This window comes from Bradyrhizobium sp. WBOS07 (genome assembly GCF_024585165.1).
Taxonomy (GTDB): domain Bacteria; phylum Pseudomonadota; class Alphaproteobacteria; order Rhizobiales; family Xanthobacteraceae; genus Bradyrhizobium; species Bradyrhizobium japonicum_B.
Window position 1 is genome coordinate 5,285,903 of the sequence record NZ_CP029008.1, and the last position, 17,749, is coordinate 5,303,651.

Sequence of the window (17,749 nt, forward strand, 5' to 3'; positions counted from 1 at the left end):
CGCATCTGACATGGGCCCCGGCTCGGCAGCGCATCACTAGGGTGTTGCGCTGCGTCCGAGGCACGAGACGGCCGATCAACACACCCGCTCTCATGTCCCGGACCAGCAACAACGCGCAAAGCGTTGCTGCGCCGAGCCGGGACCTAGAAGCGCCGCCGGCTTTCGGCGCATCATCGTTGCTGCTATCCTTCCGCAAAACAGCGTCTGACGGAGGAAGCGATGCGGCCCAACGGGAGGCCCGTGAATCAAGCGACTGGCGATGTCACGCCTGCGGTGCTCGCCATCGGTCGCCCGGATTTCCCGGACATTCTGATCGACACGCTACGTTGCCACGCCGGTGTCGGCCATTGCATGGTGTTCGCGCTGAATCGCGCTGGCGCCGCGACCTGCCTGCTCGATGCCGGCAACATCCCGATCGGCGGCGATCTCGGCGCGGCCTATGCCGGTCAATTCCACGAATCCGACCCCAATCGCGATGCGCTGTTCGAAGGCGAGGGCGGCGGGCCGATCATGTTGCCCGCGTTCGCGCCGCGCATGTACGGTACGCGCTACCGCAAGATCTTCTTCCACGATTCCGGCATCGTCGACAAATGCGCCACCGCGATCTGGGCCGGCGACACCTGCTTCTACGTCAATTTCTATCGCATCGCCGCCCAGGGCCGCTTCAACGGTGCGCAGCGCGAACGGCTTGAGGCGATCGCACCGGCGATCAGCGCGAGCGTCGCCCGCCATTTTCAGGAGAAGGCGACGCCCGAGCGGTCTCTCGCCGAACTGTTTGCGACCCGCGCGCCGCTCGCCGGTCTCACGCCGCGCGAGCAGGAGGTCTGCCGGCGCATCCTCGCAGGCTTCAGCTCGGAAGCGATCTCGCAGGCGCTCGGCATCAGCCTGCATTCGACGCTGACCTATCGCAAGCGCGCCTATCAGCGGCTCGGCATCTCCTCGCAGAGCGAGCTGTTTGCGATCGTGCTGCGGCTGCTCACGCGCAGCCTGAACTGAGGCTGCCGTCGAGAACGGGCCGGCCCTCGCGATCATGTCGTGCAGGCCCTCGCCGTGGCGAAGATCCGGCTTGGACTCGGGTCGCCGCTTCGGCGTCATCGGCAGCCAGAACGGCCCACTCCGGTTGCCTGATGCGGGCGCCCTTCGTGAACGGCTGCGTCCATTTCGTAGGCGAGCGCTTGCCCCATCAAACAACGTTAGGTGCAACCGATCGTGCAATCCGTTGTCAGGTTGTTCCGATCCAGATGCGACGATAGTTGCATATGAGGTCGCGCCGGATTGCCGACGTAATCTATGGTAGTGCTCCGTGGCAGCGGCGTGCCGAGATGAGCGCACGTTGGACTATGTCGATGCCGCATTGACGCGGGCGACGGCGCCGCAACCGCTCGCCGCCAACTTCCCTGACGCCGTCACTTCGTCCGCAACTCTGGCCTCGGCTCTGGAGATCCTGTCCGCGAGTCAAGCGCTCTCGATCGACGAACAGTTCCGGCGCGCGATGGATGCCATGGCAGAGCCGGCATCGACGAGCAAGCCGGACGCAACGCGTGATAGAGCAGACGCCGCTGTTCCGTCGTACCCTGGCGTCAACGCGGACACTTGGGTTGGGCGCCTGGCGAGCGGTGAGGGTGCAACGGACCGGCCGCCCACGCTCCTCGCGCTGATGCGACAGGAGATGTCGGCGTTCGGCGCCAACGCCGGTGCGGCCGATTGCGCTTGGCGCAAGGACACGGCAGCGCATCCGGTAGATTTCTTCGCCGGCTGACCCTGCCTGTGCCTGCCGTATCAACAAGCCCGCCGGATTCCTGATCGGCCTGCCGCCCGTTCTCAGACGAGCTCGATGTCGCCGGGATAGCCGGCATCACTCAGCTTCTCAAAGAAGGCTCCGGTCAGGATATGCCGGGGCTCCGGCAATCCCCCTGGTGTTCCCCAGGCGCAGCCGGTGCTCCGACATGCTTTCATGTCGTACACGAAGGCGGCGGCGAGATCGATCAGGATCTCCCGCCAGGTGACGACATAGACGTCGTCGCGAATCTTCCAATAGCTTGCCTCGTCCGTCCCGCAATCGCCCCTGCGCATGCCCTTCAGGCACTGATAGGAGTACCAGCGCGTGTTCAGGTAGATGTGCTCGTAAACCGTGTCCTCGCTGTAGCGGTAGATCGCTCGTGTTCCGATCAGATCGCGCGTCGGCTCGGGGGCAGGGAGTTGCGGGCGCGACGGGGAGCCGCCAAGCCGTCCCTTCGTGAACCGCTGGGTCACGCGGGTCTTTCTCGCGAAGGGCTGCCGATCGTCGGCGAGTTGCGATGCAATGAAGACCGCATGATGAGTGCTCAGGTCCAGGATGATGGCCATCGTCTCACGGGTGCGCGGCGGCAGCATCGCCACGATGAGAAGCACGTCTGGCGCGGCCTCGACCACATCGACAGGACACAGGCCGCTCCGACCCAGCGCAAGGCCGGGTAGCCCGCTCCACCGCAACGCTCCATCGGACAGGAATTCGAGCGCTGCCTTCCCGTCGGCTTCGAGCGATATTTCCAGGGCCTGCCCCACCAGGCGATCCGTGCTTGCCTGGCGATTGACCGAGAGCCCGCTCGCAACAGCATTGGAGGACGGCGGAGCACCGGATGCCGGGCGCCCGCCGGCCGCGGCGTCGACCGGAAAGCTTTCGCCGACGAGACGCTCCGACAAGGCCCAAACGGCCTCGGCGTGGACGTGATCGAGGGCCCACGGCATGATCCCGTTCGGCAGACGCGGATCCGGGTTCACCTCGGAGAACCCGCAATCTTCCAGAAAGCGGCCGCCTTGCCCGTCCAGCTCGGGATGAACCAGCGCCCAGACCATCGTCGCGGCTCCGGCGGCCAGACTTTTGCGCGGAAGGTTGGAAACCTCCGGCTGGCGGGCACGTAGCGGCGCGAAATCGTCCTGGGTCAGATGGTGGTGAAGGTTGGTGTCGGTGATGATCCCAGGCGCCACCGTGAACGCACGAACGCCTTCGTTGCGATGGCGCGCGTCGAAGGCCAAGGCGAACAGAGCATTGGCCGATTTCGATTGACCGTAGGCGTCCCAGCGGTCGTAGGGCTTGTGATGGAAGTTCGGGTCGTCGAGGTCGACATTGTGCAGCCGATGGGCGCCTGAGGTCATGACGACCAGCCGCGATGGAGCCCGCGCCTTGAGCAGCGGCGCCAGTCGATTGACGAGCAGGAAATGCCCGAGATGATTGGCCCCGAATTGCATCTCGAATCCGTCCGAGGTGAGGGCGTGGTCGATCGCCATCACACCTGCATTTGCGACGATCCCGTCGAGTCCGCTGTAGCCAGCTGCCACACCTTCCGTAAACCCCCGCACGCTCGCCAATGAAGCGAGGTCGACTTGGCGGATATCGAGCTTGGCGTCAGGAATGGTCGACTTGATCGCGGCAGCGGCGGCCTCTCCCTTCTCGAGTGAGCGCACCGCCATGATGATGCTTGCGCCGCGTGATGCCAGGACGCGAGCGGTTTCCCGGCCGAGACCCGACGATGCGCCGGTGACGAGATAGACCTTGCCGGACAAGTCGATGTCGGCAAGGACCTCTTCGGCTGTCGTTTCGCGGTTGAAGCCAAAGCTCCTGTTCATTGGCGGGTTCCTCCTGGAGATGTCTCATGTCATGAGCGAACGGCGCGCCAGGGCGTGAGCGCGCGTTCGATGAAGCCGAGCAGGGTATTGTTGATGGCGCCGACGACGCCGAGCAGGATGATCCCGGCATAGAGATCGGTGCTGCGAAATGAGCGCGCGGCCATCATGATGGTCGCGCCGAGCCCCTCCTGTGCCGTGATCATTTCGCCGACTACCGTGATGATCAGGCACGCGGTCAGTGACAGCCGCATTCCCGCGATTGCGTCCGGTAGCGCGTTAGGCAGGCCGAATTTGATGGCGAAGCCGAGCGGTCCAATGCCGAGATTCCGGGCGACCTCGCGCAGGCGCGGATCGATCGCGCTGAAGCCATGAATGGTCGGCAAGAGCACAGGCCAGACCGCACCAAAGGCGATGATGCCGAGCAACATGCCCGGTTGAAGCCCGAACAAGGCGATGCCGACGGGCAGAAGTGTTGAAGCCGGGAGCGGACGCAGCAGTTCGAGCGTCGGCATCAGCCAGTAGCGTGCGCGCGGCGACAAGCCGATCAGGGCGCCGAGCAAGATGCCGCCGAGTGAGGCCAGCATCCAGCCATAGATCATCCGCTCCATTGTGGAGACCGTGAGAGCAAAGAGATCGCCGCGGGTCAGACCCTGCCAGAGATTGGTGAAGGTCGATGAGGGCGAAGGCAGGAAGATCGGTCGCACCAGGCCGCTCGCCGTCGTCAGCTGCCACAGCAGAAAGATCGAGAACGTCACGAGAACCGAGCCGGCTCGCAGAGACCGGTTGCTCATGCAACCTCTCCGTAAGCCGCGCCGAACAGGCGATGATGCAGCGCGATCAGGCCGGCATTGAGCAACCAGCCGAGGATAGCAAGCCAAGTCAGGAACGCGTACATCACCTCGGGACGCAGGCTCAGCCCGGCCGAAATGATCGCATAGCCGAGCCCGAACGGGTTAGCCGCGATCTCCGTTGTCACCGCCACGATCAGGGCAATGCCCAGCGTCAGCCGTACCGCGGTGAATATTCTCGGAAGCGCCGCCGGAAGCGCAATCTTCGTGATCTGTTTGCGATACGGCATGCCGAGCATCCGGGCCACTTCGACCAGGCGCGGCTCGACGCCCAACACCGCGTCGCGGCTCAGCAGCAGCATCGGCCAGAAGCATGCAAAGGCAATGATCGCGGCCTCCATCCGGATGCCGAGGCCGTAAATCAGCATCATCAGGGGAATGACGGCAACCGGCGGGATCGGGCGGAACAACTCGATGGACAATGAAGCGAGCTGTGCCGCTCGGGGGGACAGGCCAAGCCATACGCCGAGTAACAGACCCAGCATTCCCCCGGCGGGAACGCCGATGGCGATCGCGCCGATCGTCTCGGCGGTGCGGACGAAGATCTCGCCGTCGGCAATGGCGGCGACCAGAGCGGCTGCAATCTGCGTCGGCAACGCGAGGCCGTCGCTCTGAATGCCGGAGGCGCGCATCGCGATCTCGATCCCGCCGAGGAGACCGAGCGGCACCAGCCACGCCGGGAGGGCATGCAGCAGGATCTCAATGCGACTTCTGGACATGGTCGAACAGGACGTGACGAAGCCGAAGGAATTCCGGATGCTCGCGCGTCTGCAGCTGATCGCGCGGCCTTGCCAATCCGACGTCGATGACGTCCGCCAGGCGGCCCGGATTGGCTTCGAGCGCAAACACGCGATCGCCCAGATAGATCGCCTCGTCGAGATCATGCGTGACGAAGAGCGCGGTCGCTCCACTGTCGTTGACGAGCCCCGCGATCTCGTCCTGGAGGGCCTGTCGGGTAAGTGCGTCGAGCGCGCCGAACGGCTCATCCATCAGAAGAATGCGCGGCTCCTGAGCCAGGCAGCGCGCGATCTGCACGCGTTGCTGCATGCCGCCGGACAATTGAGCGGGATATTTGTCTCCATGACCGCTGAGGCCGACCTTGTCGAGCAGGGTGGCGATGCGTTCGGCGCGCTCTTGGCGCGGTGTGCCCATGGCTTCCAGGGCAAGTCCTACGTTTCCGGCCGCCGTCCGCCAGGGCAGCAGAGCGCGCCCATAATCCTGAAACACGATCGCAACCTCGCGCGACGGACCGTGCACCGCGTTGCCGAGGCGTCGAACCTCGCCTCGGCTGGGCGACAACAGCCCGGTTACCAGTCGCAGCAACGTTGTCTTGCCGCAGCCGGACGAGCCGACAACGCAGGCGAATTCGCCCTGCGCGACCGTGAACGAGAGCCCTTCGATGATGCACTTGCCGCCGAGATCGAGGCGGATATCGTCGAATGCAATGGCAGGGGCTGCGCGGGTCGCTTTGGCCGGCGCAAGGAGAGGGCCGACGTGATTCATTTCCGAAAGAGCGCGTCAGGTGACTTGAAGTTTCGCAGCATGTCCTGCTTCTCCATCATGTCGGCCCAGAGCTGGACCTGCTGCGGCGTGACATTCGTGTCCAGCTTGTTGATGGTCAGCATCTTCAGCACCTCCGGCGGCATCTTCACGTACTTGCCGAAGATCTCGAGGGTGGCAGGCAAGTCGCCTTGCTCAAAGGCAACCGCCTTGTCCATGGCGAGCTTGAAGCCGGCGGCCGCCTCGCGATGCGCGTCGGCCCAGGCTCTGCTGCTGGCATAGACGAACGGAGGCAGGCGATCCGGCAGATCGGCGGCGATATGGAAGACCTTGCCGCCAATCCCGGGCGCAGCGGCGCGCTGCAGGAAGGGATTTGTCGAGAGCACGGCGTCCACCGTACGCGCCTTCAGCAGATCGGCGAGTTGCGGAAACGTGCTTTCGACGAACGTGATCTTGCGCCAGTCGACGCCCTTCCGGCGAAACCATTCGCGGGCCATGATGTGGAAGAAGGTCCCCAGGCCCGGAGTTCCGATCTTCTTGCCGATGAAATCCTCCGGCTTCTCGATGCCGGAATTTGCACCAGCGACGATCCCGTAATTGGTGTCGTCGACCGAAGCGATCGCGCCTCCCGAAACGACGACGAGATCGAGGCCGCTGTCGGTGACTTGAATCAGGGACGCCGTGCTCAGCGCCGCGATCTGAAGCGAGTCGGACTGAAGCGCCGCCGGCATCGATTGTCCGCCCGGAATGATCCTGATCGTCGCGTCGATGCCATGGTCTTTGAAATAGCCCTTCTCGACCGCGATCATCGGCAGAACGAATTCGGGCACGGGCGGCACGCCGATAGTGATCTTGGTTTGCGCTGCTGCAATACCTGCAAACGCAAGTTGAATGGCCAATGCCGCCAAAGAGGTCCTGGCTAGACTAGAAAGGGCGCTACGTTTCTGCATCTGCTTTTCCCGGAGATGCCGAGAGGATAGCAGGGCGCGGTCGTCCGACCATCTCCCCAAGATTGGGGAGGCGACGCAGCCTCGATAAGTCGAGCAGCTCGAAAAGCGCTATGGAGAAACCGCGAGATCCTCAATGCGTCGTGCGAGGGTGGCGCAATGCCTCCACGGCGTGGAGCAAAGACGCGAGCTGGGTGCGATTGCGAACCCCCAGCTTTGCAAAGGCGTTGTCCAGATGGGTCCTGACCGTGCCAAAACTCACATTGAGACGTTGGGCGATTTGTTTGTCGGCCAGGCCTTTCGCGGCCAGCTCGGCCACGGCCGCCTCGCGCGGCGACAATTTGGCCGGCTCTCTCGCCCGTGTTGCGGGCGTCCCGGAGAGGGTGGTGCGTTTCAAGGCCTGGGTGAACCCGGGTTCGATCAACCTGAGAAGTTCGACCTCCGCATTGCCGAAGTCGGGCCGCCCCTTTCGCCGCCAGATTCTGACATCGCCGATGCTGTCGGCACCATCGAACGCAAACAGATTGATGCCGTAATAGTGCCCGAAGGGGCGAAGGAATTCATTGTAGATTTCCGTCCGCATCAGCTCGCGGTGTGAAATGAGCGCGCTGACGGGATGGACGCCCCGGAGCAGCCAGTGCGGCAGACGCTCCTTGTGGCGGTGCTGAAAATAGCGCTCGTACGTTTGAACACACGCTGCGTCCAGATTGACGGAGACGCCCAACTCGAAGGCCTGTTTTTGCGCGTTCCACGCGTATGATGCGTAGAAATCGGCGTCGAGCAGGTCCAGCAGCAACGGTCCAATGACCGTTCTCAGTTCGCGGCCAGTTTCATGCGTGGCCGAAAGCAGCCCTATGACTCCGGACAAAGTGCGCTGCTTCCTCGTGCTGATCTGCATTTGAGGTCCTCCCCCGCCAAGAATAGGCTCGCACCGACTCGGCTGTCCAGCACTCCCGGATGTCCTCGGCCCGCCTCAGGGGGCGGTCAAACCGGGAGGATCCGGGGGATCTGGGGTGGCGGCTTTGCCGACTTTTCCGCTCGGCTTGCCGTCGAGGGTGTCGCCATTTGCGCTGAGGACGAACAATAGCATCTGGGGCCGAATTGCTTCCCGGTGCCAGCCTCATGCGCGGGGCGAGGGCATACAGGCGGACGCCATCGGCGGTGACCGCGAGTGCGCCCCGTGCACCCGCGAGCCGTCAGCCTTGCTCGTCCATGACGCGCAGCTTCTCCACCCGGCGGCGAAAATCCTCGTCGGTGGAGAATTCGGCGGAGAGGTATGAGGAGACGAGATCGACGGCAAGCCAGGCGCCGATGATCTGCGCGCCGATGCACATGACGTTGACGTCGTCATGCTCGACGCTCTGATGGGCGGAATGGACGTCGTGGCAGACTGCGGCGCGGATGCCCTTCATCTTGTTGGCGGCGATCGAGGCGCCGACGCCGGTGCCGCACACCATGATGCCGCGCGTGGCTTCGCCCGACGTCACCTTCGCCGCCACGGCCCGCGCGATATCGGGAAAATCCACCGGCTTGTCGTCATAGGAGCCGACGTCGATGACCTCGTGGCCGAGCTTGCGGATGTGGTCGATGACCGTCTGCTTGAGCGGCCAGCCGGCGTGGTCGGATCCGATGACGAGACGCATGTAATGTCCTTCTTGATCTTGCATTGATCGTGACAGCCGCGTGCGGCTGTCACGATGTCTTTCCTGTGGTTCAGCTACGCATGTCCGCCGGAAGATCGACCCCGTGGAATTTCTTGTAGATCGCGTTGAGCTTGCCGTTCTTGACGTTCTCGGTGATCCAGGCGTTGAGCTTGTCCATCAGGGGCTGCTCGCCCTTCTTCAGGCCGATGGCGAGATCGAAGGTCGCCAGCGGAATCCTGGATTCGAACACGCGCGAAGGATTCTTCACGCCGATCTGGTTGATGATCGTCGCGGACGAGCCGACGCAGTCGACTTGGCCCGAGACCGCTGCCGTCACCATGGTGGCGTCGTCGTCATAGCGCGCGATCTTCAGGTCCTTATCCTTCATGTTGGACAGGGTGGTGTCCTGCGTGGTGCCGCGTGAGACGCCGATCGATTTGTCCTTCAGGTCGGGCCAGTCCTTCACGGTCGAGGATTTCAGGCAGCCGACATCGGACTGCAGCGTCGCATAGCGCTTGGTGAAGTCGATCACCTTGGCGCGGTCAGGCGTCACCGACAGGGTCGAGATGATGATGTCGGCCTTGCCGGTCAGGACGTTGGGAATGCGGGTTGCACCGGTAGTCTGGATGAATTCGAGCTCGAGCCCCCAGTCCTTGGCGAGCAGCTGGGCCACCTCGACGTCGGAGCCTGTCGGTTTCATGGTGGAGTCCATCATGCCCGAGGGCGGAATGGCGAGGTCCGTCGAGATGCGGATCTTCTTCGCCTTCATGATGTCGTCGAGCAGGTCGGCCGATGCCGGCGTTGCCGCCATCATGATGAGGCCGCACAACGCCGCGGCAGTTCCCAGCACTATCTTGTTGGTCATCCCTGGTTCTCCTCTCCTGTTATGATTTTAGGTTTCCCGTCCCCACGAATTGCGTGAGCTCGGGCGTGGTCGGCGACGTCAGGATCGACGCAGGTCCGGTCTCATGGACCTTGCCGCGATGCATGAACACGATCCGGTCGGCGATGCCCTTGGCGAAACCCATCTCGTGGGTGACCATCACCATGGTCATGCCGTCCGCCGCGAGCTGCTCGATCACCTTCAGCACCTCGCCGGTGAGCTCGGGATCGAGCGCGGAGGTGACCTCGTCGAACAGCATCACCTTGGGCTGCATCGCGAGCGAGCGGGCGATCGCGGCGCGCTGCTGTTGGCCGCCCGAGAGCTGCTCGGGATAGGCGTGCAACTTCTCCTCGAGCCCGACTTGCGCCAGCACCTTTCGTGCGAGGTCCCTGGCCTGGGCTGTCGCCATGCCCTTAACCGCGCAAGGCGCGAGCGTGATGTTCTGCTCGATCGTGAGATGGGGAAACAGGTTGTAGCTCTGGAACACGATGCCGACGTCCTGGCGCAATGCGCGCAAGTTCACGTCGGGGCGGTCGACGCGATGCCCGCAAACGACGATCTCGCCGCCGTCGACCTTCTCGAAGCGGTCGATGCAGCGTAGCGCCGTGCTCTTGCCGGAGCCGGAGCGGCCGATCAGCGCCAGCACTTCGCCGCGCGCGACGGCGAAGGAGACGCCGTCGAGCACACGCAGCGCGCCAAAGCTCTTCTGCACGTCGCGGAGCGACACGATCGGTTCGGAGGAGGGGGCATTCTGCTGCATGTCAGGCCGGTGCGAGGTTGGACCTGCCGCGTCCCATCCGCCGCTCCAGCCTCTGGCTGAGCAGCGACAGCGGATAGCACATGGCGAAATAGGTGACGGCGATGATGGCGTAGATGGCGAACGGCTCGAACAGCGAGTTGTTGACGATCTGACCCGAGCGCATCAGCTCGACGAAGCCGACAACGGAAGCGAGCGAGGTGTTCTTGATGATCTGTACCGTGAAGCCGACGGTCGGCGGCGTCGCGATGCGGATCGCCTGCGGCAGGATCACCTTGATCATGCGCTGGGTCCGGCTCAGCGCCAGCCCCTCGGCAGCCTCCCATTGCGGCTTCGGCACGGACTCGATGCAGCCGCGCCAGATCTCGCCGAGATAGGCGGCCACGTAGAGCGTGAGCGAGGCGCCGGCGGCGACGAGCGGCGAGACCTTGAGGCCGATGGCGGCGAGGCCGAAATAGCCGAGGAACAGGATGACGAGCAGCGGCGTGCCCTGGATGAGCTGGACATAGATGGCGCTGGCGATCCGGACCGATTTGAGCGGGGAGATCCGCGCCAGCGTGATCACGAAACCGACGATGCCGCCGCCGACCAGCGCGATCAGCGACAGGCCAATGGTCCACAGCGCGCCCTGGCCGAGGAACATGAGATGATTGATGTTGAGATGTCCGCCCATGGTCATCTCACAGCGGCGTGCCGAGCCGGCGCCGGCGCGGGAACAGCACGAGGCCGAGGCCCCAGAAGCCGGCGCGCATCACCAACGAGAGGATGACGTAGAGCACGGCAACGATGATGTAGGTCTCGAAGGCGCGATAGGTGTCTGATTGGATGTAGTTGGCGACCGCAGTGAGCTCCTCGGCCGAGATCTGCGAGCAGACCGAGGACGCCAGCATCAAGAGCACGAACTGGCTGGTCAGCGCGGGATAGACCTTCTCGATCGCCGGCAGCAGGATGATGTGCCAGTAGATCTGCAGGCGCGAGAGCGCCAGCCCTTCGGCGGCTTCGATCTGGCCGCGCGGGATCGCCTCGAAGCCGGCGCGCATGATCTCGGCGGTGTAGGCGCCGACATTGATCGTCAGCGCGGCCACGGCCACCGCGAAGGCGGAGAATTTCAGCCCGAGGCTGGCGAGGCCGAAATAGACCAGAAAGATCTGCACCAGGAGCGGCGTGTTGCGGATGGTCTCGACATAGGCCTTGCAGGCGCCTGAAATCAGCGCGTTGCGCGTGCCGCGCCCGATCGCCGCGAGCATGCCAAGCAGGGCGCCCAGCACCGTCGCGAACGCCGCAAGCTCCAGCGTGAGGACGGCGCCGGCGAGAAAGCTCGGCCAACGCTCCAGCACTGCGGGAAAGTCGAGTTGCAGGCTCATCGCCGTGTCTTCAGCCGGTGGTCTGGTTGGTCATGCGGTCATAGACGCGGAACAGCGCCTGGTTGCCGTTGCTGCCTTCGCCGTGGGCGCGCGCGTCGACATATTGGCTGGTGACGAGCGCGGTGCCGGGCAGGGGCACATTCAGCGCCTGGGCTTGCTCCTGCACCAAGCGGAGGTCCTTGAGCTGAAGATCGATCCGGAAGCCGGCGGAGACATCGCCCGCGATCATCGCAGGGCCGAGCTTGTCGAGCATCCAGGAGGCGGCGGAGCCGCCGAGCAGGACACGACGCAGCAGGTTGAGGTCGAGCCCGGAAGCTCGGCCGAGCGCCAGCGCCTCGCAGATCGCCTGGATGTTGATGCCGCAGATCAGCTGATTGCAGAGCTTGACCGTCTGTCCGGCGCCGGATGCGCCGACATGGGTGATGGTCGTGCCCATCGCGCGGAAGAACGGCTCGGCCTTGGCGAACGCATCCGCATCGCCGCCAGCCATGATCGAGAGCGCGGCGTTCTTGGCGCCGACCGGCCCGCCCGAGACCGGTGCGTCGACGAAGCCGACGCCAATCTTCTTTAGGTCGGCATGGATGCGGCGGACCGCCACCGGCGAGATCGTGCTCATATCGACGACCAGCTTGCCGGGCGGTGGCGACTTGAGCAGGCCCTCCTCGCCGTAAACGGTTGCTTCGACATGGGGCGTGTCGGGCAGCATGGTGATGACAAGATCGGCACCTTCAGCAGCATCCGCAGGGCTGCTGGCACGCCTCGCGCCTTCCTTGACGCTGTCGGCCAGGGCAGCCTCGTCGAGATCGAAGGCGCGCACCGTATGCCCGGCTTTCAGCAGGTTGCGCACCATCTCGCGGCCCATCGTGCCGATGCCGATGAAGCCGACGCTTCCCTTGTCGTCCCGTCCCATGTTGTCGATCCGCTTCTTGGTCAGTTTCTTGTTCGTCAGCGATCAGCGTGAGGCGCTGGTCTTGTCGATGTCGCCGACGACGGCGCGCCTGCGGTATTCGTCGCCGATGGCGAAATGCTTGCGCAACGTCGCATCTGCGCGCTCGGGATCACGCGCGATGACGGCTTCGAAGATGCGGCGGTGGTCGTCGATCAGATAATTCTTCATCGACGGGAAGGCCTGCACCAGTTCGCGACGACTGCGATGCGAATGCGTCAAAAGGCCTGCCAATGAACCGTGCAGGACTGTCAGCGTCTCCGAATGGGAGGCGACCACGATGGTGCGATGGAATTCGAAGTCGGCCATGCCTCCGGCGTCGGGTTCGTCGATGGTCTCGCCGATCCTGGCGAGGGCGCGCTGCAGCCGTTCGAAATCGGCGATGTTGGCGCGTTCGCAGGCGAGGCGGATTGCCTGACATTCGATTGCAACGCGCGCCTGCATGACGTCGTCGAGCATGTCCGCCTGCTGGGCGAGGGCGAAGGTGAAGAAGTCGTTCAGCACCGAGACGTCCGGCCGCGTCACCACGGTGCCGATGCGGTCCCGGATCTCGACGATACCGAGCACGGTGAGGGCGCGTAGCGCCTCGCGTACGATCGGGCGGCTGACGCCGAGCAGGGTTGCCAGCTCGCGCTCGGAAATCAGGCGGTCGCCCGGCTTGAGCGAGCCCGCGAGCAGGCGTTCGCGCAGGAAGGCGAACACCTTTTCGAATCCTTTTTCGCCCTCCGTGGGCCGCTTGAGCTCCATCACGGCTCCCGTTTGGTCTTGTTGTGGTCAGACCAGTATGATGACCAGGTGGTCGCGTCAAGCCGTATCCGTCATAACAAAGAGCTGATCGAAATCCCTCGTTGCTGGACCCCCTCTTGGCGAGCTCAGCTACGTGTGCACCGGGAGATCAAATGCGGTACAAACGTGTGCAATTCTGGCTGGTTCGAAGTGCACACGTGTGCACTTTGTTCCGGTTCTAGTCTAATGAAATGACAGGTAAGTAATTGGAATATAGCGACTATCGTTTCTCCGTCGCTCCCATGATGGATTGGACCGACCGGCACTGCCGGGTGTTCCACCGCCATCTGACGCGGCGGGCGCTGCTCTATACCGAGATGCTGACGACCGGCGCCATCATTCATGGCGACCGCGAGCGGCTGCTTGGGTTCGACGCGGTCGAGCATCCGGTCGCGCTTCAGCTTGGCGGGTCGGATCCGCACGAGCTGGCGCAGGCTGCGCGGATCGGCGAGGCGTTCGGCTACGACGAGATCAACCTCAACGTCGGCTGCCCGTCGGACCGCGTGAAGGACGGCCGCTTCGGCGCCTGCCTGATGGCGGAGCCGGAGCTGGTGGCAAGATGCGTCGAGGCGATGAAGCGTGCGGTGGCGATTCCCGTCACGGTGAAATGCCGCATCGGGATCGACGATCAGGATCCCGAAGTGGCGCTCGATGCGCTTGCGCGCGCGGTGGTCGGCTCCGGCTGCGATGCGCTGATCGTGCATGCCCGCAAGGCCTGGCTCAACGGCCTGTCGCCGAAGGAGAATCGCGATATCCCGCCGCTCGATTACGACCGCGTCTATCGGCTCAAGCGTGCGATGCCTGACGTGCCCATCATCATCAACGGCGGCATCCCCGGAATCGAGGAAGCGAAAGCGCATCTCGAGCATGTCGATGGCGCGATGCTCGGCCGCGCCGCCTATCAGGAACCGTGGCGGCTGCTCTCCGTCGACCGGGAGATCTTCGGCGAAGCGGCCCCGCATCAGTCCATGCAGGCCGCGCTCGAGGCGATGATGCCCTATATCGAGCGGCAGCTCGCGCGTGGCACGCGGCTGCATGCGATCACCCGGCATTTCGTCGGCGCATTTCATGCCGTGCCCGGCGCGCGGGCCTTTCGCCGCCATCTCGCCGAGCAGGGCACCCGGCCCGGGGCCGGCTTCGATGTGCTGAGCGATGCGATCGCCAAGGTCGCATTCGGACAGGCTGCCTAACGGATGCGCCCGGTGACGCCGCCCTGTCCCAATCGCTGGGGACAGACGGCGGGGCCTGAACGCGCTAGAAGCTGATCCGGACCCGAAGCGCGGCGTGAGCGCAGAGCGTCGGGGATGCAGCAAGGGAGCGAAGCTTGAGCACGGCGCCACGCATCGACATCGATCCTGCCGCCTTCTGGGCCGATCCCTATCCGATGCTGGCAAGGATGCGCAAGGAGGCGCCGATCGCCTTCGTGCCGCAGCTCGGCTCGACGCTGCTCACCAGCCGCGACGACATCTCGATCTCCGAGAAGCAGATCGACGTGTTCTCCTCGCACCAGCCCGCCGGCCTGATGAACCGGCTGATGGGCCACAACATGATGCGAAAGGACGGCGAAGCGCACCAGGTCGAGCGCCGCGCGATGTTCCCGACGGTGTCGCCGAAGACGGTCAAGGCGCACTGGACCGCGCAGTTCCAGGCCCATGCCGACCGCATCCTCGCTTCGATCGAGCCCGGCCGGGTCGACTTCATGCGCGATTTCGCGTTGCCCTACTCGGGCGAATGCCTGAAGTCGATCACCGGCCTCACCAATATCGGCTTTGAGGATATGGACGCCTGGTCGCAGGGCATGATCGAGGGCATCGCCAATTATGCCGGCGATCCCGCGGTCGAGGCGCGCTGCCATGCCGCGACGTCGGGCATCGACGCTGCGATCGACGACATCCTGCCGGTGATGCGCAAGCATCCCGACCAGAGCATCCTCGGAGTTCTCCTTGCCTCGGGCATGCCGATGGAAAGCGTGCGCGCCAACGTCAAGCTCGCGATCTCGGGCGGGCAGAACGAACCGCGCAAGGCGATCGCGGGCACGATATGGGCGCTTCTGACCCATCCCGAGCAGCTCGATCTGGTTCTGAAGGGCGAGGTGACCTGGCTACAGGCGTTCGAGGAATACGCCCGCTGGATCTCTCCGATCGGCATGTCGCCGCGCCGCATCGCAAAGCCCTGGAGCATCCGCGACGTCGCCTTCGAAACCGACGAGCGCGTGTTCCTGATGTTCGGCTCTGCCAACCGCGACGAGAAACATTTCGACCGCGCCGACGAGTTCGACGTGCGCCGCGACGTGACCAAGAGCGTCGCGTTCGGCGCCGGCCCGCATTTCTGCGCCGGCGCCTTCGCCTCCCGCGCCATGATCGCCGACGTCGCGCTGCCGACGGTTTTCGCGCGGGCAAAGGAGCTGGAGCTCGCCGACGACGAGCCCGTTCGCATCGGCGGCTGGGCATTCCGGGGCTTGCAGAACTTGCCGGTGAGGTGGCTGCATTAAGGCGCGGCCGGCGTCGCTTGATCGCCGCCAGAAGCGGGCGCGCGGGCTGGCCTTTTCCGTCTCATCGCTCTAGAAGCGGCGAGAAGCCATCCCGTTTCGGGCCGGCCATGGAGCGGATCGATGAAGCGCATCGCGACCTTCGCCTTCTACGCCGTCGGCGCGCTCGCGATCGTCTACCTCGCGCTCTACGCCTACGCGATGTTCTCGGGCCAGCCCGTGATCATCCCCGGCGATCCCATCCACATCTTCCGCAAGCCGGATGCACCGAGTTATTCGTGACACCTGCGAGGTCTCGTAGGGTGGGCAAAGGCGCACTTGCGCCGTGCCCACGATCTTTCTCGAAGGCAACAGGTGGTGGGCACGCTACGCTTTGCCCACCCTACAACAGCTGCATTCACTCCTGCAGAATCGCCAGTCTCGTAGGGTGGGCAAAGCGAAGCGTGCCCACGACTTCCATCCAACGCGGGCGGTGGTGGGCACGGCGCAAGTGCGCCTTTGCCCACCCTGTACCCTTCTGGCGTTCGGAGGCCAGTCAGTTGGTGTAGGCTGGTCGGCCGGGCCGATCCGCCGGGAGCCGCCTTGCCCACCTGTGCCTTGAGCACCGACGTAGGACCCGCGCCCCAGCCGCTGTCCAGGATGCCATCGGCACCGGCGTAGCCGGCGCGAAGCGTCCTGGACTGCGGTGAGCACCGCGCTACCCTGGTTCACCAAGGCACGAAAGCTCTTGACCAAGGCTAGGAGGTCCTACGGCACCGTCATTCATCCCCGCAAAATCGCCAGCGCGAGCGCCTGCGCGCGCGGCACGATGCTGTCGACCTCGAGATATTCCTCCGGCGTGTGCGCGAGGCCGCCGACCGGGCCGAGGCCGCAGATGGTCGGCGTGCCGACCGCGGCGGTGAAGCCGGAATCGGCGCAGCCGCCGGAGAACTCGCCCTGCAGCGTGGCGAGGCCGACCTGCCGTGCGGCCGCCTGATAGCTTTCAAACAGCGTCCTGGATTCCGCGCTCTGCACCACCGGCACGAACTCGCCCTTGATCGTCAGCGTTGCGCTGGTGCCCGGCACGTAGGAGGTCGCGACGATCTGCTCGATCGCTGCCATCACCTTCGCACGATCGGCCGGATCGACATAGCGCAGGTCGATCTGACCTTCGGCGTAGGGCGCGGTGGTGTTGACGGACTGCCCGCCCGAGACCAGGCCGACATTCAGCGTGATGCCCTTGTCGAGATCGGTCAGCGCATGGATCTGCACGATCTTGTGCGCGAGCTCGCCGATCGCGCTGATGCCCGCGGCGAAGTTGGCGCCGGAATGCGCAGCCTTGCCGGTGATGCCGAGATGCATGAAGATGCCGCCCTTGCGTCCCGTGACGACGTTACCGGTGGGGCGGCCCGGCTCGGAATTGAACACGGCGCGGGCGGAGCGGCCTTCGCGTTCGATCACGGGCCGCGACGAGGGCGAGCCGATCTCCTCGTCAGAGGTGATCAGCAGCTTGATCGGATGCGGGTTGCCGCCGAACTTGTGGAAGGCGGTTGCGACGAACACGTTCATGACGAGGCCGGATTTCATGTCGGCGACGCCGGGCCCGTAGGCGCGGCCATCCCGGATGGTGAAGGGACGGCGCCCGGCCTCGCCCTTGCCGAACACGGTATCGCGATGCCCCATCAACAGCACCGGCTTCTCGTTGCTGCCGGGCTTTGCCACCTCGGCATGGATCGCATCGCCGAAGGTGGCGTTGGCCTCGCGGCGGCACGGAATGCCGTGCTCGGCAAAATGCCGCTCGAACCGCGCACCGACCGCATCGACGCCGTCCTTGTCATAGGACCCGGAATCGATGTTCACGACATCGCGAAGCAGATCGATCATCGCCTGCTTCTGCGACGCCAGCCAGTCCGTGATTTGAGCTTCAGACATGTGGTCCCTCGCGTGGTTTTTCAGGCGGGTTATAGTGCTTTGCACGAGCCGGACCTAGTCGGGGAACGCG

Annotated in this window: 19 protein-coding genes; 5 read left to right on the forward strand and 14 right to left on the reverse strand. The window is 64.5% G+C overall.

All coding sequences use genetic code 11. The features are described from left to right. The first annotated feature begins 219 nt into the window (after positions 1 to 219). Positions 220 to 996: a LuxR C-terminal-related transcriptional regulator gene (locus DCM79_RS25205; RefSeq protein ID WP_257176823.1), complete on the forward strand. Its 777-nt coding sequence runs from the start codon at positions 220 to 222 to the stop codon at positions 994 to 996. A 337-nt stretch (positions 997 to 1,333) separates the two neighbouring features. After that, positions 1,334 to 1,759 (forward strand): hypothetical protein, encoded by a 426-nt coding sequence (locus DCM79_RS25210; RefSeq protein WP_257176824.1) that lies wholly within the window; start codon positions 1,334 to 1,336, stop codon positions 1,757 to 1,759. 62 nt (positions 1,760 to 1,821) lie between these two features. Here DCM79_RS25210 and DCM79_RS25215 read toward each other — a convergent pair whose 3' ends face one another. From DCM79_RS25215 to DCM79_RS25275, 13 genes are all read right to left on the reverse strand, one after another. Next, positions 1,822 to 3,606, reverse strand: coding sequence for an SDR family NAD(P)-dependent oxidoreductase (locus DCM79_RS25215; protein WP_257176825.1), 1,785 nt, complete (start codon positions 3,604 to 3,606; stop codon positions 1,822 to 1,824). A 29-nt stretch (positions 3,607 to 3,635) separates the two neighbouring features. Next, entirely contained in the window at positions 3,636 to 4,397 is a 762-nt protein-coding gene (locus DCM79_RS25220; RefSeq protein WP_257176826.1) for an ABC transporter permease, read from the reverse strand. Then, positions 4,394 to 5,173 carry an ABC transporter permease gene (locus tag DCM79_RS25225; protein ID WP_257176827.1) on the reverse strand — a complete coding sequence of 260 codons (780 nt, stop codon included), beginning with the start codon at positions 5,171 to 5,173 and terminating at the stop codon, positions 4,394 to 4,396. Before DCM79_RS25225 ends, DCM79_RS25220 begins: the two co-directional genes overlap by 4 nt. Continuing rightward, positions 5,154 to 5,957: an ABC transporter ATP-binding protein gene (locus DCM79_RS25230; protein WP_257176828.1), complete on the reverse strand. Its 804-nt coding sequence runs from the start codon at positions 5,955 to 5,957 to the stop codon at positions 5,154 to 5,156. Before DCM79_RS25230 ends, DCM79_RS25225 begins: the two co-directional genes overlap by 20 nt. Continuing rightward, positions 5,954 to 6,904: an ABC transporter substrate-binding protein gene (locus DCM79_RS25235; RefSeq protein ID WP_257176829.1), complete on the reverse strand. Its 951-nt coding sequence runs from the start codon at positions 6,902 to 6,904 to the stop codon at positions 5,954 to 5,956. The genes DCM79_RS25230 and DCM79_RS25235 overlap by 4 nt, the downstream gene beginning before the upstream one ends. Before the next feature lie 130 nt (positions 6,905 to 7,034). Then, positions 7,035 to 7,799: a LuxR C-terminal-related transcriptional regulator gene (locus tag DCM79_RS25240; protein ID WP_257176830.1), complete on the reverse strand. Its 765-nt coding sequence runs from the start codon at positions 7,797 to 7,799 to the stop codon at positions 7,035 to 7,037. Between the two features lie 298 nt (positions 7,800 to 8,097). Next, a complete protein-coding gene (rpiB, locus tag DCM79_RS25245; protein WP_257176831.1) occupies positions 8,098 to 8,544 on the reverse strand; it encodes a ribose 5-phosphate isomerase B in 447 nt (148 codons plus the stop codon). A gap of 70 nt (positions 8,545 to 8,614) precedes the next feature. Beyond that, positions 8,615 to 9,409: a transporter substrate-binding domain-containing protein gene (locus tag DCM79_RS25250; protein ID WP_257176832.1), complete on the reverse strand. Its 795-nt coding sequence runs from the start codon at positions 9,407 to 9,409 to the stop codon at positions 8,615 to 8,617. A gap of 19 nt (positions 9,410 to 9,428) precedes the next feature. Continuing rightward, complete coding sequence (locus DCM79_RS25255) at positions 9,429 to 10,187, reverse strand: amino acid ABC transporter ATP-binding protein (protein WP_257176833.1); 759 nt, start codon at positions 10,185 to 10,187, stop codon at positions 9,429 to 9,431. 1 nt (position 10,188) lies between these two features. Then, positions 10,189 to 10,857, reverse strand: a complete 669-nt coding sequence (locus tag DCM79_RS25260; protein ID WP_257176834.1) for an amino acid ABC transporter permease — start codon at positions 10,855 to 10,857, stop codon at positions 10,189 to 10,191. Positions 10,858 to 10,864: 7 nt separating this feature from the next. Next, entirely contained in the window at positions 10,865 to 11,548 is a 684-nt protein-coding gene (locus tag DCM79_RS25265; protein WP_257176835.1) for an amino acid ABC transporter permease, read from the reverse strand. Between the two features lie 10 nt (positions 11,549 to 11,558). Beyond that, the gene (locus DCM79_RS25270; RefSeq protein ID WP_257176836.1) at positions 11,559 to 12,458 is read right to left on the reverse strand and encodes an NAD(P)-dependent oxidoreductase; all 900 of its coding nucleotides are present in this window, start codon (positions 12,456 to 12,458) and stop codon (positions 11,559 to 11,561) included. Between the two features lie 42 nt (positions 12,459 to 12,500). Then, entirely contained in the window at positions 12,501 to 13,241 is a 741-nt protein-coding gene (locus tag DCM79_RS25275; protein WP_257176837.1) for a FadR/GntR family transcriptional regulator, read from the reverse strand. Between the two features lie 245 nt (positions 13,242 to 13,486). Between DCM79_RS25275 and dusA the strand changes: the two genes are divergently transcribed. From dusA to DCM79_RS25290, 3 genes are all read left to right on the forward strand, one after another. Further along, entirely contained in the window at positions 13,487 to 14,470 is a 984-nt protein-coding gene (gene dusA, locus DCM79_RS25280) for a tRNA dihydrouridine(20/20a) synthase DusA (RefSeq protein WP_257176838.1), read from the forward strand. A gap of 134 nt (positions 14,471 to 14,604) precedes the next feature. Beyond that, positions 14,605 to 15,771, forward strand: coding sequence for a cytochrome P450 (locus DCM79_RS25285; RefSeq protein WP_257176839.1), 1,167 nt, complete (start codon positions 14,605 to 14,607; stop codon positions 15,769 to 15,771). 120 nt (positions 15,772 to 15,891) lie between these two features. Further along, on the forward strand, positions 15,892 to 16,050 hold the full coding sequence (locus DCM79_RS25290) for a hypothetical protein (RefSeq protein ID WP_257176840.1): 159 nt from the start codon (positions 15,892 to 15,894) through the stop codon (positions 16,048 to 16,050). A 480-nt stretch (positions 16,051 to 16,530) separates the two neighbouring features. Here DCM79_RS25290 and DCM79_RS25295 read toward each other — a convergent pair whose 3' ends face one another. Beyond that, entirely contained in the window at positions 16,531 to 17,679 is a 1,149-nt protein-coding gene (locus DCM79_RS25295; protein ID WP_257176841.1) for a M20 family metallopeptidase, read from the reverse strand. Positions 17,680 to 17,749 lie beyond the last annotated feature (70 nt).